Genomic DNA, 20465 nt, shown 5'->3' with positions numbered 1-20465 from the left:
TCCTTGTTGATAGCGCAATTCTAATTCTTAAAGGAACGGGGGAGAATCCCAATCCTTTAGGTTTGGGAGTATGTCAAACTCAAATGACGGCACACCTTGTGCAGTGGTCGAACTTTCCCCTGCCATGATCTCCTTCATGATTTGGTAGCCTCTGATATGCTTAGAAACAAAAATCAGGTGATGGCTGGAACGACGACCATCCTGAGTTTTGAAGCAGAATGGCAAAACATACTCTCCACCTTCTTCTTTGAGTGCTTGACTAATCGCTTCTACAATAGTCAATTCGCGTTCATGGGGATTCATATCTAACAACTGAGCACGGAGTTCATCTGCCCGTTCTTCGCCAAAAAGCGCATCCATGTGTTCTTTAACGGCCTGATTGTTGATCCCCATATTGATTCGGTTGTAATTAAAGAAGAAGATGCAATCACAACCCCAACCACCCAAAAAAGAGCTGATAAGTCGCAGTGATAACCCTTTATAGCCCCAAGGGTCCACGAAGGATAAAGTGGATATTGTGTTCATCTGTTCAAAAATCTCGACAATTTTCTCACCCACTTCTTCATTTATGACAATCGGTTCATGTCTGAGATTTCCAATATCTAGAATTGAATCAATGGCACTTTGAAGCGATTCAGTATAGTCTTGATTAAGATCGTTGAACACACTTACTAGCTTATCCCGTATGTTTTCTTCCCCTATTGCTCTCTCCAATACAAGGATTGGCGTAGATTTTGATCCATCTTCGTATCGTCCTGGACCCGCAAACAGATCTATATATCCAATTTTGTTATCTTGTCTACGAGTCCAGCTTGTGATTACCTTTGCCCAAGCCCAGAAATATTTCTCAACAATTCTGGATTTTACCTGAGATTGCTCTGTCGATTCATCGAAGAATGAACTATCGTTCATGGTAATATCCTATATTATACTATACAATAGTTAAGTATTGCAAATACTAAAGACGGTGTCTTGGGAATCTACTGATAATAAACCATGCCCCAAGGATTATGCAGATGCAATCTCAATCCGATCTGTGCATAACCACACCCTTCGGATTCTCAAAGGCGTCAATCCAGAGGTGGCACCACTCGTCATGATCGTGCATCACACTCTCCGGATCGCGTTGGCTGCGCACGACAAAGTCCGGGTGTCCTGTGCGACCGGTGTGTTGACCGATCGGGTGGTAGCGCAAATCCATTGACCAACGGCACTTGTCTGAGCGGTTGGGCATCCCACGATGTGGTGTGAAGCGGCTCATCAGTACGAGATCGCCCTTGTAGCATTCCATTGGCACTGGGTCAACCGCTGGCAGGTCTTCGGGATAGATGGTGGTCCCACCTTCGGGTCGATGCCGTAGATACCCTTTTTTGACTACGCCGGGCAAAACCTCCAGACACCCCATTTCGGCGGTCGCATCTCCCAACGGCAGCCAGCAGGTAATGATGTCTGAGCCTTCCGCGTCCGGCATGATAACCCCGGCGTCTTGGTGTAGGGGTCCAACATGCGAAGCGGGGTTGCTGTCCTCATAGTAACGGATCGGGGGAGTGGGTCGCAGGTGTTGAATCGGGTTGCAGATGATTTCTGGTCCAACGAGCGATTCGATGACATCGAGTAGGTTTTTGTTGTGCAGAAATTCAAAGACCGCTTTGCCCCGGTAGTTCATGATGTCAAGCCCATTACCAATCTCTTTGCATTGTGCGAATAGGCGTCCGTAGCGAGTTTCAAACGGCTCATCTTCACACAGGTCTTGGATTTTTCCCTCTACCTTTAGTTCGATTGCCCGGCGATCGATGAATTCGCATATTTCGTCGATTACCGGCTGCAAGTCCTCATCGGTGAGGACATTCTTGGCGATGAGGACACCGCATGTGTGAAATTCCTCAATCTGTCCAGTTGTCAACTTCATCGTGTTCCTCCGGATTCAGGTGATAATGATAGGATTTACGCATTTCAGCGGGGGACAAGTGCCCTGGCTACAGACTTACACATTTCAGCACAGCTGGCGCGGGGCAAGATGCGCCGCCTACAGTTCGCTGCGTAAGTCCTACGTGATTTTAAACACGATCTGCATTTCTTTTTAATGGACTCTGACCAACTTGCGGAAGCTGCGAACTTCTCTAGGTGGAGAAAGATGTCGGCCATAGGCGGCAAAGGAGACCTCTCCCACGTATATGTCTCCGTGCGAATCGATTGCTATGCCGTGAGGCGAGATAAATTGTCCGGGTCCCTCTCCACGCCACACATCGCCCAATCGGGCTAGACGGTGACCGTTGAGGTCGTGAATGGTGACGCATCCGCCAATGTTGGGATAGTCGGCGTTCACCTCAAGCTGGGTAGGCACTTGACCGATGTAGACCAAGTCGTCTTCGATGTGCAGTCCACAGGGGCGGTGCAGATTATTCCATTGGCCTAGATAGCGGCCGTCCTCATCGAATATCTGGACACGGTGACTCTCCCGGTCGGCGATATATACCACCCCATTGCTGTCGGTGCAGACGCTGTGCACTAAGTTGAACTGCCCCGGATCGGTTCCGTACTCGCCCCAAGAGAAAAGATGCTCCCCGTCGGGAGAATACTTATGCACTCTGGCATTACCGTATCCGTCCGAGATGTAGAGCTCATCGGTTTTGGGATCAAAGGCTACCTTGGTAGGACGGTTAAAAGGTTGTCCACTGTGAGCTGGCGCGGGTTCGCCGGGTGTGCCGATAGTCATCAAGACTTCGCCATCAAGGGTACATTTTCGGATTGAGTGATCGCCGTCATCCACGCAATACAGCATTCCATCGGGACCTACAGTAGCCCCGTGAGCACGGCTAAACAGATCCTCTCCCCATGAGGTGACAAAGCTGCCATCCTGCTCAAAGATTATCATGGGATGTTCGCCGCGATTGAATACATAGACGCGGTCTTGGGCATCCACCACGACATCGGCAACCTCCTTAAAACTCCAACCTTCGGGCAATTTTGCCCAATCCGCTAATTCCTCATAGATATAATCTTCACTACCAAGTTTCGTTGCCATACTTTTCCTCCCTTACATGTGTGTCGTTTCTAATCTTGCACAGATCTCAGAAATCCTCCAAACCGAACCGATACCCACGAATCTGTGCCATCGGTGCGTCGTCGTTGATGTAGTTGACGGCTAAGAATTTTCCCCGCTCGTACTCGACCCAAGCGGCATAACCGCTATCGGCACCGAGGTTATTGGCGTCGAGGTCTAGGGGAAGCAGCAAACCTTTTTGGGTTGCTTTATCCGGATTGAGCGCGCTCTCCAGTGGCTCCAGAAACGCAAAGGTGTGCACCGATGAACCGCCTGCAGCGACAATTACCTCATCATCTGTTGCTAACTCACTAGGTCCCGGTTGTCTACGAGCGATGAACGCTTCGTTAGCGGGTACTCTTGGGATAACAATGGTTCGTCGTGCCAACCGTTCCCCCCAAGTCTCCGCTGACATGTCAACGCGCCAACAAGAGTGCAACCCAAAACGCCCGGTGATTAACATAAACCCGTCTTGCGTGAGACCTGCGACCGGCATCCCGTGGGCGGCTGGGTTTAAGGTGTCGTAAGGACCGTCCCACCGGTAACCGCCATCCTTAGAAATCATTTTTTGTAATGGTTGTCCCAAATCCTCTCGCAGGTAGACGACCAATTCTCGATCGGGACAAGGCACGATGGTGGCTTCGCCGAGCCCGTAATCGGGATTGTCGAAGATAGTCAGTGGAGCATCCCATGTCTGTCCCTCATCGCGACTTGTTGTGATATTTTGGATACTCTGTCCAGTTTTCAGATTGGTGACGTTGCTCGGAAGCAGCCACCGGCCATCGTCCATCTCCGTAACTATGTCCGGGCAGATACCTTTGACCGCGGTTGGGATCGGATCCGACCAACTTTCCCCATCGTCATCGCTGAACCAGAGCACAATGTGACAGTTCGCTTCCCCTTCGCCCCATTCACCCGGCGGAAAAAGATAGGTATCGCAGAGCAACAGAATCCGCCCGTCTTTAAGTTGCTGTATTTTGGGGCAGTTCCACGTTGTCAAGACACCGGTCGATTTATCTTCATCGCGAATCACCTGCGGCTCTGACCACGTGTGTCCTGCATCGTCGCTGACTCGAACGATTAAGCGGCAAAAATCACTGGCGACGTGACCGTTGCTTTCGCGATAGGTCAGAATGATCCTGCCGGTTCGGGAGCGGCAAATGTAGGGGAAGCATTCATAAATGTCATCGTTCCGTGTAATGGTGAATTTTTCGATTGCCATATGTACCATCCTGCCCAACAAATTATGTGGGACTTGCTAATTTACGAGGGATCGCGCGATTTTATTCTAAGTATCTCCTGCAACCTCTCATCCCGTTCCGTGATGAGTGCGTCTGCCTTTCCCGGTGGATAGTCGTAGAATCCGGAACCGCTCTTTGCACCTAATTTCCCCGCTGCGACTAAATCCTGAAGCACTTTCGGAGAATCGGTTGCGTTGCTCATAGATTTGGCTACGTAGCTTCCAACTGTGTTGAAAATATCAAGTCCTCCAAGATCCGCAATCTCTAAGGGACCGAGCAATGCCCAGCGTAATCCCAATCCATGTTTCATCACTGCATCGATGTCGGCGGGTGATGCGATCCCTTCCTCGACAAGATGTAACGCTTCGCGCACAACGGCAAACTGGAGGCGGCTGGCGACAAATCCAGGGACATCTTTCTGTACCAGAATTGGCTGCTTTTTCATCAGCTTCAACAGATCAATTAGGACTGTACAGGTCGCATCGGAGGTTTCTGCTCCTTTGATAACTTCTACCGCCGGGACGATTTCGGGCGGATTGAAGAAGTGCACTCCTGCAAATCGCTCAGGGTGGGAAACGGCTGTAGCAATCTGCGAGATGCTTAATCCCGAAGTATTTGTTGTGAAGAGTGTGTTTGCGTCGCAGATTTTATCTAGTTTCCGAAAGATTTCCTGTTTTACCTCCAGATTTTCAGCAATCGATTCCGAGATGAGGTCGACCTGTGCAAGCCCTGTTAAATCATGGGTGGTGTGAATTTTTGCTCCTACAACATCTGTCTCTTTCTCGATTGGCGCAGGGGCTATGGCGACCTTTGATTGGAGGCGGTCCAAGGCGCGCTGCATCCCCGCCTTGCTTCTATTGTACAGAATAACAGTGTAGCCAAATTGTGAGAAGATTTCCGCGACACCTGCCCCCATTGTGCCCGCGCCGACGATACCAACCTTTTTAATACCTTCAATATTCATGCTTTATTCCCCCGCCAGCACTGTTTCGATTGCCTGCAATTCTGCATCTGTAAATTGCCAACCCTGTCCCCCGACATGCTCGGCGACCTGTTCAGGTGTTTTTGCACCGACGAGGACACAGGTGATCCCCGAAAGCCGCAACTGCCAGCCAATTGCTAACTGAATGAGCGTGAGATTCCGTTCTTGAGCGATGGCTTGCAGTTTTTCTGCTGTCGCCAAGTTGCGCCGAAATTCTTCCCCTTGGAATCGGGTCATCCCTGAACGTTCATCGTCTGCCGGAAATTGATGGTCTGGTGTGTATTTACCTGTCAGTAATCCCTTGGCTAATGGACTGTGTGGGAGGAGGCCGATGCCATGCGCCTCACAGTGAGGCACTGTTTCCGCCTCAATCTCACGGTCGAGTAGGTTATAGCGCGGCTGAAGTGAATGAAAAGGTGCGGTTTGGGCGGCGAGTTCCATCTGCTCAACATTGAAGTTGGAGACACCGATGTAGCGTGTCTTGCCCTCTTGACGTAACTTTTCCATCATCTCCATGCTTTCATCAACCGGGTACTGTGGATTCCAGCCATGAATCTGATAGAGGTCTACATGGTCTGTTTGTAAAGCACGGAGGCTATTCTCCATCGCACTCCGGATGCCGTCCGGCGAATAATCCCGACTGACCTTCGTGGCAAGAAAAACCCGCGCCCGTCGTCCGTCCTTTAACGCCTTACCGATGATTGTCTCCGATACACGGTATGATTGTGCGGTATCAATGAGTGTTATTCCGTGGTCAAGCACTGCGTGCACTGTGGCGATTGCTGCTCCTTCATCAACTGCACCCATCGCTCCGCCGATGGGCCAAGCCCCGAAACCGATTACAGATACATGATCTCCATCTTTTCCCAATTGTCGTTTTTCCATCTGTTCGCCTCCTGCAAGAGTCTAATCAAGGATCCGATAATGTATTTTTGGGTTAAATCTAAGCCCCAAGCATTTTAGCACACCGTCGGTTTTTATGCGAAAGAAAATCCGTGCGGCTTTCCCTCTGAATCAGGATCTACGGGATTGATTTCAATCGTTCCCATATCCATCTTATCATATCTGAGACGAAAAGTATATTATTCCATATCGCGATACACTTGAAGTCCGGTGGATTTCTTTTGTATTCAAATCTGCGTTGGGGTATAATATTGAATAATTTTGAGTAGACGTTTCTTATTTCATTTTATGTTTTAGACATTACGAGTTTCGTTGGAGAGACGATGAAAGTTAAAGTTAAATATTTTGCAGTTTTGCATGAAGAGTTGGACAGAGACGAAGAAGATATGGACCTGCCAGAGGGAGCAACCGTGAGGGTTATTCTGGACCGCCTTGAGGCAGAATGGCCCGAAATCGCAGAATACTACGATGTGATGCAAACGTCTGTTAATTGGGAGTATGCCACGCCAGATAGCGAACTTTCTGATGGCGATGAGGTCGCCTTCATTCCACCGGTGACTGGAGGTTAAGATGTTTAAGATTACCAGTGAAGATATCGAATTAGGAGATGTGATTCGTGCGGTCGAAGCGGAGGATGCGGGGGCGATTGTCCACTTCTTAGGTGTTGTGCGCAACAACACGGAAGGCCGGGAGGTCTCCTATCTCGAATATGAAGCCTATCCACCGATGGCAGAAAAGAAGATGGCGGAAATTGCACAAGAAATTCACGAAAAGTGGGGACTAGACCGTGTTGCCATGATTCATCGCGTGGGACGATTAGAGATTGGTGAAGTCAGTGTTGCGGTGGCTGTCGCCTCTCCGCATCGTAAAGAGGCATTTGAGGCATGCCATTATGCGATGAATCGGCTCAAGCAAATTGTGCCGATCTGGAAACGCGAAGTCTGGGCAGATGGCGAGGAGGAATGGGTCAAGCCCGATCCCGTTTTCTTTCAGTCGAAAGCCTGAGGCTCATACTTGAGAATCAAGGTGCAGAAAGGGGGCAAGACAATGGACATGAAATTAAGGATTTTCATCGCTGTTGGTGGGCTGATAGTGAGTATCTTTATCGCAGGGTGCGGCGGTGATGACACAGAGGCTTCCCCCGCCCCAACTGTAGAGAAGGGACCTGAACTTACCTTCGGGCTGGATGGCGATACATACCGAGATAAAAGGTTGTTCAAAATCTCTAACCTGCCTGTTGATGATTGGACTGTTAAAAAAGTGACTAGCGCAGTCACAAAAGGGGGACCGGATGAGAATCTTGAAAGCTGGGCTCCCTTACCTTTCTCGCTGTATCGTGTTATATCAGATGAAGGGGAAACCGCTTTGCATCAGGTCTTTAACGATTCAATTCCCCTTCTATTCATGCAACCGAGTTCAGAGGCGGATTTCGTTGATACCCTGCCGAAGGCATTTGAAAACCGTATCCCTTTTATCTATGTTTTCATTGAAGTGCAGAGCGTAACTGACTTCGATTCCTCCAAGGAGATTGCAGTTGCCCTCTTGAAACAATTCATGTCCATTTGGGATGCGAATTATGAGGGACATGAGTTGATCAATGAAGGACAAATCTTCTCTCAGGATCGACAGCGCGGTTATTTCTGGGAAATCGCACCTAACGGCAAAATCCCAGAATTCATGGAAAAGCACATCTTCGACCATGTTGAGAACAAAGCCAAACAGTCCTTTTTTATAGGGCGGTTAGAAGGTAACCGCTTTGTCTTTCGGCTTTTGTTCTGGGCACCAACCGACCAATACGATACATATGTGCCTGTCTATGATAAAATTGTATCTTCTGTTGATTTTCGACTTTAGTTGAACCGCCCTATAATTCTGCCACGACCTCCATTCCCACCCGGTGCTCCGGTTTGGTCTGTTTTGTTGAAAGCAGTCGATAATTGAATCGTAGCAACAGATCTGTCACCTTCCGAATTTTATAATCCGCAGTGGTACGGACTTCATGGCTCACCCCTTCATAGAAGTTATATCGCGTAAAGGGGATGCCGCCTTCGCTGTTTCCGTGGCTGAGCCTATAGGTAAAGTCAAACCGTCCTTTGCTGATAAAGGAATAGGTCAGTCGAGTTTCCAACGAGAAAGTTCGGGTTCGGGCTTCCGGCGTATCATCAAGATGTTCACGATCGGCAGTAGCTTCGTGGATGCCAGCAACGCCAAGCTGTAAAATACGGCTGAGTTCATAGTTGACTTCAAGCGCATTTGTGCGTTCAAACTGCGTCAGATCGGAAATTGCTTCTGACGCGTTCCCCTCTGGACCGAGTTCAGTAAACTGCTCCTCTTCCTGACGCTGTTCCCATCTTGCCTTGAGTGAGAGTTTCGATGTTGGATTCAGCGTGAAATCCACCTCCCAATCGCGGCTATGTCGTCGTCGCTCCCTGTTATTAATCCGTTTGTTGAGGAGACGATTGGTATCATATCCGAGGTCCAGACTCAATAGCGGTGAAGGAGAAAAGTCGAGTCGATATCGCTGGTTGATTCGCCCAAAAATTGTGCGTTCGTTTCGCAGATTACGCAACAGATAGAGGCTTGATGGATCCGGATCTTCCTGTTCTTCGGTTATATTGATAACAGCCTGACCGCGAATAGCGTTTGCCAACCATACTAGGTTACTCTGAGTTTCGGGTTGTTTGGACCTAGTGGTTATGTCACCCCTCCGACGCGACGTGAAGCGGCGGGGCTGAAAACGTAGGCTCAGCTTTGTATCAATTGCAGAAACGGGTTTGTCCTCGACATTCTGGATGAACTTGATATAGTCTCCCTCCTCGAAATCTTCGCGGTAATGCAGATCGTCAATTTTGACATAATGCCCCTCACCCGGCTTGATTTCTCGCCCTGTGAATGGATTGATATTTGTGAAAATTTCGCGTCGTTCTGTTGCCAACTTCTTGTCGAGTTCATAGGTGAGTTGTCCGTCCAACGCTCGGTTGAATGGCGTGAGGCGCATTTCGATATCCGCTAACTGCGTCCTTGAGTCGGAGCTTGCTCCTCGCTCCGCTTTGAACACCCGCCGGGAGATATTTGTCGAGATATTTGCCCACTTACGCGGTTGAGAAAAGAGCCCCACCGTCCAGGTCCTCGCGCTCGTCGCCTGCTGCCAATCCGAGAAACCTAATGCCTTTCCATCAACGGTGAGCAGGGGTTCTTTGTTGAAAGCCCTTTCGATTGCGTATTTTGTGTTAACTGACACCCATCGAAAATCGACAAGATCGAGTCGCGCTGTTGAAATATTCCGTTTTCGGTTGAGGTTCACATTATCATCGAAATCGAGATCGATCGCTTCCAGCTGCTCGATGGAGGCGTTTAGATTGAGCAGGCGAATGCGCTGGGAGAGTTGTCCGTGGCTCCGTGCTTTGCGGAATTGGTCCTGCCCTCTGACTTTCGAGGTGCTTCTTCGATAGTCGCCTCTGAAGCGGGGGAGGTATGGACGTTTCATCAGTCCTTCCCGTGGATTGAAATCAAATCCGCCGTTCAGGTTGTTACGCAGGGTAACATCGTCGAGTAGGGTAACTGTATCGGAACCGTTGAAATTTTGCTGATTTGCTAATTTCTTGAAACGCTCCTCTGTGCGTCCTAAGCCGTAATCGAGTTTGAGCCAATTTACCGGCTTTACTTGTAGGTCGAGATCCACGGACTTCTCATCGGGTGGTTGGACTGGACCTAAATCACCCAATAGGTACAGGTCGTCGAACTGTTCATTGGTGTACTGCTCTTCGTATCGGAACCGTGTGCGGTTGGTACTTGATGCGCCGACAGGTACGAAGTCCGCATCAAGAGATCGCAGCTCCAGATTCAACAGCAGTTTCTCGGTTGATGAATTGGCGAGGAGTTTCCAAGCCCGACTCAGTGTTTTACGATCTTGGTTGGAGAAAGTGTTTCGATCCAATGCACCGAAGGCGATCTGTCCTTCCAGTGTCGGGGCGTGTTGGAGAAAACTTTGACTTTCGGTGAGATCGAGGCGTCCGTTAATATCCCACACGGTGCGTCGTTGTGGAGCGATGAGAAGATTTCCATCCCCGTCCGCGTCCAACTCGTTTCTCTGGAGCTCCTCAAACTCCTGTTCATCTATAATGATAAACGCATTTTCCGGATCATTTAGATCTGATTCAACAGCATATCCGAATCCAACCGTAACACGCCCGCCGGGCAGATTCAGCGAGCCGCTGACGCCTTGCAGGTTTCGCTGATACGCCAAGTCTTCGGGGATATATTCAAAATCGATACGGATAATGTCGTTGCTTGTGATTAAGTGTTTGCTTGTGAATTCAATAATTGGATCGCCGTAGTCGCGGATTACGTAGTCATTGTTTTCTCCACGCCGCATGCGTTGACCGTTCAACCAAACAATTTCAGTTCCCGCTTTCACGATGACAAACTCACCCTCGACGTCAATGCGATATTCGCTACGCCCCTCTTCACCCCTAATTGTCTTACTAGCAGACTGTCCCTTGGGGATGGCACTCGGTATAAGATTGAATTTTCCCCACTTGAAATCTCCTGAGACCTGCACCCCCTCTAGCGCACGGTTAAAGAATATATCCGTATCGCCGAGCGATCCCTCAAAATCGCCCAACAGCCCTGTGACGTTTGGGCTTGTGATGCGGATGAGTTTCTGATCAATATCCTGAATATCTTCGGTTGTGCCTTCGGGTTGGATGGGCAGATCTTGATCTGAAAGGAGCGCTGTGACGCTGATGTTCTCTGAGACTTTGCCATCAACGCTAATTCGCAAGGCGTGTTCCGGGGACAGCGATCTCTTGCTGCCCGCCGAGACGCCGAATGTCTGAGTTCCTGTTACCTGCACCGGAGGCAGCACTGACTCTGGCGGACGTTGTCGGGTCAAATCTGTACGGGGTTCAAGTTTGAGTTCACTGGGCGGTTGTTCCAACGGCTGCTCTTGTCGAAAGAGGTCTCGTTTATACCCCTTTTTAATTTCAAAGGGCAAGGCTTTATAGGTAATTTGAACGGTGGTTTCGGGTGGGTAGTCTTTCAGTAACCTGACCGTTCCCGCACCGTAATCGATGAGGTAATCCAAGTTCTTGGTGAGTTTCGCACCGTTAATTGTTATATGCTCGCTATCGCGGATGGGGGGCCAATGCTTGAGAATAAAAGGGTCGGGCAGGTCTTTGAATCGAAAAGATTCGGTTTTCTGCAAAAGGGAAAGGGGCGGTAATTGGAGCGGATCGCGCTCGGATTCTGCGGCGTAGGACACGGAAATGAGAATGCCAATGAGTAAGAAATGCGCCGTTGCCAGAAGTTTCCCCATGAAGAGATACCGGGAGCCAGAAGAGGTGTGATAGAAAAGAAGTAGTCAGAGCCTTTAGATTAAGAGTTACATTGATATTTTTCGAGTCTAACTTGCCTGGTTATCTTTTTGTTTACGTGATACTTTTCTTTCTTCAAGTTTTCAATCTTTGCTGCGTTGCGGAAAATGTCTGATAGGCGGACAAACTATGGTAGATTATAGAATTACTTATACACTGCCGATGCACATGTACAGATTAGAAAATCTGTACCCACACCCTTATCAGGGGGGAAGAGGGGGACTTTGGGAAATGTCCACTTATTTCTCTAATTCACCATAATCTACCTCTACATTGCAGAAATGATAGATACACGGTACAAGATATGATATAATAACGCGCTGCAAACTTCAGCAACAATTTTGAACGGAAATCGCATTTTTGAAAAGACCACATCACTCGACGAGGAGGATTTACGATTGCCAGTTGCCTTGGAACCCGATGAAATTGGAGCAAAGATTATTGATGGAAAACAGCTCGCCAGATCTGTTCGGCGCGAAATTCGACGCCAAGTGAAGAAGCTCAAATTTACCCCCGGACTTGCGGTGGTACAAGTTGGAGACGATCCCGCTTCGACCGTCTATGTCAGCAACAAGGAGAAAGACTGTCAGTATGTTGGCTTTCATTCGGAGGTGCATCGAATGCCGGCGGAGACACCGCAGGCAGCGGTCATAGAGCAAATTCACGCGCTGAACAATCGTGAGGATATACACGGAATTATCGCTCAAATGCCTGTTCCTGATTCAATTGATGGGGATGCCATTATCAACGCAATTATTCCTGAAAAGGACGCCGACGGTCTGACTCTTATGAACTTAGGTAATCTTCTCATCAACCGTGAACAGACTGTTCCGTGTACACCGGCAGGGATTATCCGCCTCATTGAATCAACCGGTGTGGGGATTGAAGGGAGTCGTGCCGTTTGTGTGGGGCGCAGCAGTCTGGTTGGCAAGCCTGTTGGGTTGATGCTTCTCAACCGCAATGCGACAGTTACCTACTGTCACACGAGGACTCGCGACCTCTCATCGGAGACCCAGCAAGCGGACATTTTGATTGCGGCAGTCGGCAGACCTAAGTTGACTACAGCAGACATGGTAAAACCGGGGGCGGTTGTGATTGACGTGGGAATTACTATTACTGAAGGTGGCTTTGTGGGTGATGTTGATTATGAGGGTGTCAAGGAGGTCGCCGGTTTTATCACACCTGTCCCCGGTGGCGTCGGTCCGATGACACGCGCAATGTTACTAGAAAACACATTAGAATTAGCTCTAGCTCAGAAAGAGAAATAGGTTTATCAATTCACATAGGGGAATTCAATTCTCGAAATTACAGATCACACATTTGGGACTTACGCAGTAAAAGAGAATCCCAATTCCCGACAAAATGTTGCGGGGCAAGTCCGAGAGGATCCCGTGACCGGGGACGCCCCGCCTACGGTTAGATTAGTAGGAGGGAGTTCCGATTCCCGACTGAGGTGCGTAAGTTCTAACATTATACAAAAAGTGGAGGTTTATTATGGCATTTCCCGGATTTGATCTTAACGGTAAGGTGATGTTGGTTACAGGTGCGGGTAAAGGCATTGGTCGAGGTCTCGCACTCGCCGCGGCACAGATGGGTGCTGATGTAATTCTGAATAGCCGGACGCTCTCGGATCTCGAAGAGGTTGCGGAAGAGATACGGGCAGCGGGCGGTAAGGCTGAACCGGTTGTTTTCGATGCGAGCAAAATGGATGAAATTGAGCGCGGTGCACAAGAGGCGATCGATGTCTGGGGACGGGTTGATGTCCTTGTCAATAACGCTGGTACGAACCGCCCGAAGCCTGCGCTTGAGGTGACAGAAGACGATTGGGACACTGTTTACGATTTGAATCTCAAGGGGTTATTTTTTCTCACGCAGGCGCTTGTGAAACCGATGATCGAACGAGAAAGCGGGAAGATTATTAACATCACTTCGACGATGGCGCTGGTGGGCGGTCCGTTACGGACAATTTACTCCGGCAGCAAAGGTGGAGTTGTGGCCTTGACAAAAGGACTCGCGGTCGAGTGGGCACCGCACAACGTAACGGTGAATACTGTTGCCCCGGCATTTACACGGACACCACTAGCGAATGAACTCCTAAAGCGCAAGGAGTTTTACGAAGATGTCGTGCGTCGCATTCCGATGGGACGAGTTGGTGAGGTCGAAGAAGTTGTCGGTGCAGTGCTGTATCTCGCTTCGGACGCTGCCAACTGGGTGACGGGACAAACTATCGCTGTCGATGGCGGTTGGGTTGCTTGGTAGATGACTCAGTGATGTAGCACGAATCGGCACATAGACGGCGGCTATTTCTTGTATTTTCTCATGGCTTCCGACCAACCAATCACGAATTTGGAAGACGTTCTCCAAAAGGAGCAAAAACAGGGAGTGAAGGATGACGACAAGCGTTTCCACAAATGGAGTTTCCATGCCTGAAATGGTTACCATCAAGGCAACCGATATTTCTGCCCCGCCCGGATGGGCACTAATGGAGCGTAACCTGATCGACCTCATGGAGGAAGCGGCGCCCATAATGGTCAAGAAATACACGGAACCGGGGGGTGCGCTTTACTTCGCCGAGGACTTTGACGATTTGTATGAGCAGTTCTACAACTGGTGCCTGTTCTACGCCATCGGTGCCGATGAGAGCGTACTCAACCTTGCGCTACAGGGCTGGAATGCGACGACCCGAATCAGCGATGATAGCTTCAATCATCGCCTTCGACATAACGATTTCACAAAAGTGTTCAGGCCGTCGATGCACAACGAGTTCTGGAATCTGGCGCAATCTACGGAGTGGCATCATCTCGGCGAAGGCAACATGGCGTTCTACGATTTTGGTGTTGCTTGTCCTACGGTTTCGGAGAACGTCCGCCGGGCACGGAGATTTGCTGCGATGTTTACCGGTGAGGATCCGGAAGCCCCTAATTATGACCCGGAATACAAAATCCTCCGATCTCCGTTTCACTCCAGTCAGGGACCGAGATTACATGCAGATGCGAATTTAGCGAACACCATGCTACTCGCCGGAAGATTTCTAGGCGGGGAGGTCAACTATTACGGTGTGCGTGCGAGCCTTTATCCAATCGTCGAAGACCTTGAACTGAATTGGTATGAAGACCCAAAACGCAGGGAAGAGATTGTCGAACTGTTTGAGAAGATGGTGTTACAGTCCGACACTCCTAATAGTTTAGGTGCTACCGCACTCGTCACCAATGCTTACCTGTATACGGGTGATGAGAAGTACAAGCGGTGGGTATTGGAATATACGGAAGCTTGGCTGGATCGGATGCGGCGCAATAACGGGATTATGCCCGACAACGTGGGACCTACCGGAAAGATTGGTGAGCACCGCAACGGTGTGTGGTGGGGTGGACAGTATGGCTGGAATCACTATCAAGGGTATAATATCATGTTTCACTCGCTCACCATCGCTGCGGAATGTGCCCTGCTACTCACCGGTGACTTCGGTTATCTTGAACTTCTCCGCTCGCAAATTCGGTTGCTGTTGGAAAATTCAATAACACGGGAAGACGGGCAGCTTATTATGCCGACGCGATACGGTCCTGATGGTTGGTGTTATGACCCACCAGTCGGTCCTTCAAACGATGGTATTCTACCCAAGAGAGGTGTCTACACGGGTCCGATTCCGTGGCGGATGCAGGAGCTTGCCCACCTGTATCATGCGTCGATGTCCACCGAAGATTATGAGCTAATCACGCGGATACGGGATGGCGAGGTCGAGCGCGATTGGAATGAAATTGGAGATAGGGGTGGCGAGAAAAACGGCGGTGAGACAGAATTTGCTCGCTTTCAATACTACGATGGGTTGAATCCCGATTGGCCCGAGAAGATACTGAGCGCGGAGTACCGATGGGCGGTAGAGGCTTTCGATAAAATTCGTCTTGACGATCGTACTGTCGAGGAAATTGTTACAACAAACTTCTTTCCGCCGAATCCCGTTTTCACGAAAGGGCTGACACAGGTCACGCTGGGTGCGCCCTCCGAGCGACTGTGCGCTATTATGATCGCGACAACGCTCGCCCCGGCTTGCCGCAAGATGTTGCTGCCCTCGTCGATAAATTGGGGTCAGATGCTGTCGGAATCCAGTTGGTGAATCTCAGCAACACTGAAACCCGAAACGCCATCGTGCAGGCAGGCGCTTTCGGGGAACATCAGTTTGCCGGGCTCAAATATCGAGAGATGAATCAAGAGGAGTTGCGCCAAAATCCCTATGGATGGCTCCGGTCGGAACGAGAATACGCGGAAAAAGAAATCCCAGTCGATGGGAAGTATTTTGCAGTAGAACTCCCGCCTTCGACATCTGTGAGGCTAGAGGTCGGCATACGGCGCTTTGTGAATGATCCAAGCTACGCCTTCCCGTGGCATGGTGAGACGATTCCGGTGCCATTTCAGTAGGATTGTGGCATTTGACATACGCTAGTGCAAAATACCACGAATCCTTTTTGATGTCCAATGCCAAAAAGAGATTATTCAGGTAACGGTTCCAGTGATGCACCGACAGGGCGCGGTCCCGTTGGACGCCAAGGAATCGAATCGTAGGAGCGGTATGCGATATCAAGATGTGGCGTTTCGAGTCGGATATAGCCTTGATGGCGTGAGTCCAAAGCGGCCTCTAGCACACCCGATGTAAGCAATGTCCGTTCGACTGGATAGGTAGGGAGCCCGGTGACGAACATCTCTTCGATGTTCAAGCTGAGGTAACTGAAGTGTGGGTGTGGATCCCCGTGTAGATAGAATTCTGATCCGTAGATCTCACCACCGACCCGTCCCGCGTAAGCTAAATCTGTTACATAGCCGTTCAGCATTAGGGCAGCGCCGCGAAATCCGTCCCGATATTCTAGCAGGAAAAGCGCGGGATTTTCGCAGTGATCCTCCATAGCTCCGGACGGTTTATTCTGAATTGGTGCACAAGCAGCTTCTGCGATTTCCCGCCACCATGCGCCCGCTTTACCCGCTTCCCATACCGCATCACCTTCCAAGCAGGTCACGGCTGCGACACCGGTTTCGCCCCCAACGCGCCGCTCGACCATACACTGAAGCGTTTCGAGCGTATGAAAGCCGTAGATATCGAGTCCGGAATAGCCGATTGAGACAGCCTCCGTGATTGGGGTTTCCAACGGATGCTCCAACCACGGGTTGCGATAACCGAAAGGCAGCGATGAACCTGCCATGAACGGTGCACCGAGTTGCGCCGCACGGTCAAACATCCATTTGGCATCGCGCCAGTTATAGGAAAGGTGTTTATCATTAAAAACGGGGACACCTCTACCGCTTGTCGAGAAAACGCCGCAGATCTGTTCCATGAAGTATTTGCGCGGATAGAGTTGCTGGTCTTTTTCGTTCCAAGCGTAGTCGCCATGCTCCCCGATTAGGAGGACACCATCGACAGCGAGTTCGCTTCCACCGAGCGTCAACGCCTTGACGATACTCGGATAGATTGGCACGTTATGTGCTGCGGCGAACCCGCGACTCAGGTCATTTTCGGGGAACTGATCGACATACATCGACGCAATTTCGACACGCGGTTGAATCAACCCATCGTCCGTTGGAATTCCTTTCAGGAACTTGGTGACGATGACATCGGCGTGCGACCCCGGACGGTATTCGGTAATGATCGCTGCAATCTTTTTGCGCTCAGACATTTTGCTATCTCCTTTTAGGTTTCATAAACCACACCCAGCTTGATACTTTTCTCCGGTGCTTCATCAATGTCGCGATAGGCTTCTGCCGACTCATTAAGCGGGACAATTGGATAAACTAAACCTTCTACCGAAAGTCTCCCTTCCTGCAACAGTGCGAATGCTTCCGCATGCAGCCGCGGTGTGTCCCACAACGGATGGCCAGGGAGGGGCTGGCTCACATCACGGGTCGAAATCATCGTCAATCGATTTCGATGCCACTCCCCTTCAAGGCTTAATGCGCGAGCGTCTCCTGTGTAATACGCCGAGGACACGATGGTCCCCATGTAACCTGTGGCGCGCAACGCATCGTTTAGTGCGCCATAAATGCCACTTGTTTCTAGAGAGACATCGACGCCGACTTTGTCTGTTAGGTCTTTGATGATTAGTCCAGCATCTTCGGCAATTGGATCGATAACCACATCTGCACCGTGCCGTTTGGCAAGTTCGCGACGGATGGGGATTGGGTCGGTTGCAGCAATCCACCGTGCGCCTTGAAGCCGTGCAATCTGCATCGCCATCTGCCCGATCGCTCCAAGCCCAAACACCGCTACACGGTCACCGAGACCGATTTTGGCATCCCGCACCGGGCTGAGTGCCACACCCGCCGGATCCGAATACACGATGGCTTCGGCGGACATCCTATCCGGGGCTTCCTCTAAACGATCTTCGTTAGCGGTGTGTGTCTCGCGGATAGGCAGGTGTCCGAAAACACGATCCCCTATTTGAAAACGTGTAACATCTTCACCGACTTCGATCACTTCGCCGATCGTCATGTTACCTAACCGTGACGGGAATTTCGGGGCACCCCCTTCTCCGACATGCATCCGTCGTTCCCACTCAAAGGGGGAGGTATGGTCTTTCGTTTCGGCACGATAGCCGCGAAGTTCGGATCCGTGCTTGGGAGCGGAAAAGATACTTCGTATTCGCACTTCTCCGGGGTTAAGCGATGGCTCCTCATATTCACGAAGTACAGGTGTGCGTGGTGCAACAGCAATGAGTTCTCTGGGCATTTTTGAATCCTTTTGAATTGTGTCAAAGCACGTCACCGCCCTCTCTATACTAGTTTTCTATATGGGCATAACAACGTGCTCTGTCCAAAAATAGAAATGGCTTGGAGTGAGCAAATATAAATCCCAATTTATTGGCACGAATCCCATTCTTGCTATTAGAGCAAAGGTCTGATTTGGGGTGCCATAAGTAAACGATTTTCATTATAGTTATTCCATAGGTGGTTGTCAACGGAATTGGCTCTACTCGACCATAAATCTACCGGGAAATTAGAATGCCACTTTAGAATTGACCCTATATTTGGGACGTGATAAGATATAATTTGAAGTTACTGATAAAGGTAATTGTCAGCAACTGAAGTCTAAGTACAGAATGCCAAAATGTGGTCCGGTTTGAATTGCCCTAATTCCAGTTCTTAACGAAAGGGTTTATGTCTACAGCAACAATTCCTCGTTCGGTGCAGCAGCGAGTAACGGCAACGTTGTTTATCTCGCAGAGTTTATTCAGCGCGTCAATGATTTTGTCGTTTACACTCTTGCCGATTATTTCTGCACAACTGGGTGGAACAGATCGTGCCGCAGGACTACCGCCTACAATGATGATGTTGGGTCGTGCCGTTGCTGCCTACCCTGTGGGGTGGCTGATGGATCACATAGGGCGGCGGCCGGGGCTGGCACTGGGGTATTTATTTACTGCAGCCGGATCAGTGCTCTGCGTGCTATCAATAAGCATGTGGGAGTCATTACCATGGCTCTGCGCTGGTGTGTTGGTGATGGGCATGGGACGCGGGGTGAGTGAACAAGCGCGTTTTATTGCAGCTGAGGTCTATCACCCGGTCAAACGAGCGGGGGTGATTGGTCTTATTGTTTTCGCGGGGACTATAGGTGCTGTAGGTGGTCCGCTGCTGGTATCTCCTTCGACTTGGATAGCGACAGCCTTCGGCTTGCATGCCCACGCTGGTCCTTATCTGGTATCAGTAGCCCTTGCTGCCCTAGCTCTGATGCTGACCCTTCTCTTGCTATATCCAGATCCCATGAAGATTGGAAGGACGTTGTCGGGAGCTCTGAGTGCGGTAGACGAGAAGAACACCGGACGAAAGCTGTGGCAAATTTTTATTGACCGGGCAGTGAGACTTGGTGTCGCAGCCATGATAATCGGCCAGTTCGTTATGACGCTGATTATGATCATCACGCCCACGGGGCACAGGCGATTTCGTGGGTGATAATGGCGCATACGTTGGGGATGTACGGACTTTCGAGCCTAACGAGCCGTCTGGCAGACCGTTTCGGTCCGGTAAAAATAGTAGTCGTCGGTGCATTGATACTGGGCGCCTCGGCTGTGCTGACGCCAATTTCCAATCAAGTTTCCATGCTTGCTTTTAGTCTTTTCTTACTGGGGCTGGGTTGGAATTTCTGTTTTATCGCGGGGTCTGCGCTGTTTTTCAGTGGTCTATTGCCTGTCGAACGCGGTCGTGCACAGGGTGCTAGCGAGATGATGGTGGCTTTGGCGGCGGGAATAGGCAGTTTGGGAACAGGCGCGATGTTTGCCGAGGCAGGAATTGTAGCGGTGAGCGCAATGGGGCTTGCCTTTTCGCTGGTATTAATCCTAACGTCGGTTTGGCGGTTTTTCACGACGAAATGAGATAATGGCTGTGGATATCTGAAACGATTTTGTCTCGTAGATCGCGATGCGAGACCGATAAACTTTACTGCGGGGTTTTGACCCCAAGATTTGATAAAAAATGTAGATTCGTGTCAAAAGAAAGCACGAGACGCTAAGAGCGTGAAACGTGAAAACCATTAGTTTATTGATGCAGCAGTAAGGAACAACGATTGTTGTTCCCTACGGTTTCTTAACATGAGTCAAAATATAATGGAGGAAATGATGATTGGTGTATTAACTCACCATTGGGCGAATGAGGAACAGTTTGACGAGGCTCGCGAACTCTTGGACCGCAACGGTCTAGCACAGAGTAAAGCCCCCGGATTCATTAGTCGGATAACGCTTGTCTCCATCACTGACCCAACAAAAATAACCTCGTTGGTGATTTGGGAGAGTAACGAAATCTATGACGCTTGGCGCGCTTCCCCAGAGCGGGCAGCCATCATGGGTGGCGCGTCGGTGTTGTGGTCGCAGCCTACGGAGTCAGAACGGTTTGAAGTTGTAGGTCAGTTAGAAAAGTAACCGTTAAATGAGGAAACGGTAGGTAGATTT

At 49.9% G+C, this 20465-nt stretch carries 17 protein-coding genes and 1 pseudogene; 9 read left to right on the top strand and 9 right to left on the bottom strand.

Annotation, left to right across the window (positions count from 1 at the left end):
- Nucleotides 1-27: 27 nt before the first annotated feature.
- The 6 genes from J4G02_14410 to J4G02_14385 form a co-directional block, all read right to left on the bottom strand.
- Entirely contained in the window at nucleotides 28-912 is an 885-nt protein-coding gene (locus J4G02_14410; GenBank protein MCE2395766.1) for a three-Cys-motif partner protein TcmP, read from the bottom strand.
- 112 nt (nucleotides 913-1024) lie between these two features.
- The gene (locus J4G02_14405; GenBank protein ID MCE2395765.1) at nucleotides 1025-1909 is read right to left on the bottom strand and encodes a phytanoyl-CoA dioxygenase family protein; all 885 of its coding nucleotides are present in this window, start codon (nucleotides 1907-1909) and stop codon (nucleotides 1025-1027) included.
- Nucleotides 1910-2080: 171 nt separating this feature from the next.
- On the bottom strand, nucleotides 2081-3025 hold the full coding sequence (locus J4G02_14400) for a hypothetical protein (protein MCE2395764.1): 945 nt from the start codon (nucleotides 3023-3025) through the stop codon (nucleotides 2081-2083).
- A 46-nt stretch (nucleotides 3026-3071) separates the two neighbouring features.
- Nucleotides 3072-4265, bottom strand: coding sequence for an exo-alpha-sialidase (locus J4G02_14395; protein MCE2395763.1), 1194 nt, complete (start codon nucleotides 4263-4265; stop codon nucleotides 3072-3074).
- Between the two features lie 41 nt (nucleotides 4266-4306).
- Nucleotides 4307-5248, bottom strand: coding sequence for a 3-hydroxyacyl-CoA dehydrogenase family protein (locus J4G02_14390; protein ID MCE2395762.1), 942 nt, complete (start codon nucleotides 5246-5248; stop codon nucleotides 4307-4309).
- Between the two features lie 3 nt (nucleotides 5249-5251).
- Nucleotides 5252-6151: an aldo/keto reductase gene (locus J4G02_14385; GenBank protein ID MCE2395761.1), complete on the bottom strand. Its 900-nt coding sequence runs from the start codon at nucleotides 6149-6151 to the stop codon at nucleotides 5252-5254.
- Between the two features lie 341 nt (nucleotides 6152-6492).
- On the opposite strand from J4G02_14385, the gene moaD reads away from it, so the two are divergent.
- From moaD to J4G02_14370, 3 genes are read left to right on the top strand one after another with little or no spacing between them, the layout of a single operon-like run.
- Complete coding sequence (gene moaD / locus J4G02_14380; protein MCE2395760.1) at nucleotides 6493-6738, top strand: molybdopterin converting factor subunit 1; 246 nt, start codon at nucleotides 6493-6495, stop codon at nucleotides 6736-6738.
- A 1-nt stretch (nucleotide 6739) separates the two neighbouring features.
- The gene (locus tag J4G02_14375; GenBank protein ID MCE2395759.1) at nucleotides 6740-7174 is read left to right on the top strand and encodes a molybdenum cofactor biosynthesis protein MoaE; all 435 of its coding nucleotides are present in this window, start codon (nucleotides 6740-6742) and stop codon (nucleotides 7172-7174) included.
- A gap of 42 nt (nucleotides 7175-7216) precedes the next feature.
- Nucleotides 7217-8023 (top strand): hypothetical protein, encoded by an 807-nt coding sequence (locus J4G02_14370; protein ID MCE2395758.1) that lies wholly within the window; start codon nucleotides 7217-7219, stop codon nucleotides 8021-8023.
- A 10-nt stretch (nucleotides 8024-8033) separates the two neighbouring features.
- Here the strand turns inward: J4G02_14370 and J4G02_14365 are convergent, their stop codons facing one another.
- Entirely contained in the window at nucleotides 8034-11486 is a 3453-nt protein-coding gene (locus tag J4G02_14365) for a hypothetical protein (GenBank protein MCE2395757.1), read from the bottom strand.
- Between the two features lie 483 nt (nucleotides 11487-11969).
- Between J4G02_14365 and folD the strand changes: the two genes are divergently transcribed.
- The 3 genes and pseudogenes from folD to J4G02_14350 all read left to right on the top strand — a co-directional run bounded on the left by folD (nucleotide 11970) and on the right by J4G02_14350 (nucleotide 15957).
- Nucleotides 11970-12812 (top strand): bifunctional methylenetetrahydrofolate dehydrogenase/methenyltetrahydrofolate cyclohydrolase FolD, encoded by an 843-nt coding sequence (folD, locus tag J4G02_14360; protein MCE2395756.1) that lies wholly within the window; start codon nucleotides 11970-11972, stop codon nucleotides 12810-12812.
- Nucleotides 12813-13038: 226 nt separating this feature from the next.
- Nucleotides 13039-13803 carry a 3-oxoacyl-ACP reductase FabG gene (locus J4G02_14355; GenBank protein MCE2395755.1) on the top strand — a complete coding sequence of 255 codons (765 nt, stop codon included), beginning with the start codon at nucleotides 13039-13041 and terminating at the stop codon, nucleotides 13801-13803.
- Between the two features lie 163 nt (nucleotides 13804-13966).
- Nucleotides 13967-15957: pseudogene (locus J4G02_14350) on the top strand (hypothetical protein).
- 71 nt (nucleotides 15958-16028) lie between these two features.
- On the opposite strand, the gene J4G02_14345 reads toward J4G02_14350, so the two are convergent.
- Together J4G02_14345 and J4G02_14340 are read right to left on the bottom strand one after the other, a co-directional pair.
- Nucleotides 16029-17204: a hypothetical protein gene (locus J4G02_14345; protein ID MCE2395754.1), complete on the bottom strand. Its 1176-nt coding sequence runs from the start codon at nucleotides 17202-17204 to the stop codon at nucleotides 16029-16031.
- A 14-nt stretch (nucleotides 17205-17218) separates the two neighbouring features.
- Nucleotides 17219-18253, bottom strand: a complete 1035-nt coding sequence (locus J4G02_14340; GenBank protein MCE2395753.1) for a zinc-binding alcohol dehydrogenase — start codon at nucleotides 18251-18253, stop codon at nucleotides 17219-17221.
- Nucleotides 18254-18681: 428 nt separating this feature from the next.
- Here J4G02_14340 and J4G02_14335 point away from each other — a divergent pair, with 428 nt between their 5' ends.
- The 3 genes from J4G02_14335 (at nucleotide 18682) to J4G02_14325 (ending at nucleotide 20435) form a co-directional block, all read left to right on the top strand.
- Nucleotides 18682-19473, top strand: coding sequence for an MFS transporter (locus tag J4G02_14335; protein ID MCE2395752.1), 792 nt, complete (start codon nucleotides 18682-18684; stop codon nucleotides 19471-19473).
- Complete coding sequence (locus J4G02_14330; protein MCE2395751.1) at nucleotides 19470-19892, top strand: MFS transporter; 423 nt, start codon at nucleotides 19470-19472, stop codon at nucleotides 19890-19892. Before J4G02_14335 ends, J4G02_14330 begins: the two co-directional genes overlap by 4 nt.
- Nucleotides 19893-20108: 216 nt before the next feature.
- Nucleotides 20109-20435 (top strand): antibiotic biosynthesis monooxygenase, encoded by a 327-nt coding sequence (locus J4G02_14325; GenBank protein MCE2395750.1) that lies wholly within the window; start codon nucleotides 20109-20111, stop codon nucleotides 20433-20435.
- Nucleotides 20436-20465 lie beyond the last annotated feature (30 nt).

It is taken from the genome of Candidatus Poribacteria bacterium, assembly GCA_021295755.1.
GTDB lineage: Bacteria > Poribacteria > WGA-4E > WGA-4E > PCPOR2b > PCPOR2b.
The sequence above is the reverse complement of the archived record's forward strand: the minus strand, read 5'-3'. Positions and strand labels throughout refer to the sequence as shown.

Excerpts from the sequence above, each read along its gene's own strand:
- J4G02_14410 (MCE2395766.1), bottom strand. The coding sequence starts at position 912 with ATGAACGATAGTTCATTCTTCGATGAATCGACAGAGCAATCTCAGGTA.
- J4G02_14405 (MCE2395765.1), bottom strand. The coding sequence starts at position 1,909 with ATGAAGTTGACAACTGGACAGATTGAGGAATTTCACACATGCGGTGTC.
- J4G02_14400 (MCE2395764.1), bottom strand. The coding sequence starts at position 3,025 with ATGGCAACGAAACTTGGTAGTGAAGATTATATCTATGAGGAATTAGCG.
- J4G02_14395 (MCE2395763.1), bottom strand. The coding sequence starts at position 4,265 with ATGGCAATCGAAAAATTCACCATTACACGGAACGATGACATTTATGAA.
- J4G02_14390 (MCE2395762.1), bottom strand. The coding sequence starts at position 5,248 with ATGAATATTGAAGGTATTAAAAAGGTTGGTATCGTCGGCGCGGGCACA.
- J4G02_14385 (MCE2395761.1), bottom strand. The coding sequence starts at position 6,151 with ATGGAAAAACGACAATTGGGAAAAGATGGAGATCATGTATCTGTAATC.
- moaD (MCE2395760.1), top strand. The coding sequence starts at position 6,493 with ATGAAAGTTAAAGTTAAATATTTTGCAGTTTTGCATGAAGAGTTGGAC.
- J4G02_14375 (MCE2395759.1), top strand. The coding sequence starts at position 6,740 with ATGTTTAAGATTACCAGTGAAGATATCGAATTAGGAGATGTGATTCGT.
- J4G02_14370 (MCE2395758.1), top strand. The coding sequence starts at position 7,217 with ATGGACATGAAATTAAGGATTTTCATCGCTGTTGGTGGGCTGATAGTG.
- J4G02_14365 (MCE2395757.1), bottom strand. The coding sequence starts at position 11,486 with ATGGGGAAACTTCTGGCAACGGCGCATTTCTTACTCATTGGCATTCTC.
- J4G02_14355 (MCE2395755.1), top strand. The coding sequence starts at position 13,039 with ATGGCATTTCCCGGATTTGATCTTAACGGTAAGGTGATGTTGGTTACA.
- J4G02_14345 (MCE2395754.1), bottom strand. The coding sequence starts at position 17,204 with ATGTCTGAGCGCAAAAAGATTGCAGCGATCATTACCGAATACCGTCCG.
- J4G02_14340 (MCE2395753.1), bottom strand. The coding sequence starts at position 18,253 with ATGCCCAGAGAACTCATTGCTGTTGCACCACGCACACCTGTACTTCGT.
- J4G02_14335 (MCE2395752.1), top strand. The coding sequence starts at position 18,682 with ATGTCTACAGCAACAATTCCTCGTTCGGTGCAGCAGCGAGTAACGGCA.
- J4G02_14325 (MCE2395750.1), top strand. The coding sequence starts at position 20,109 with ATGAGTCAAAATATAATGGAGGAAATGATGATTGGTGTATTAACTCAC.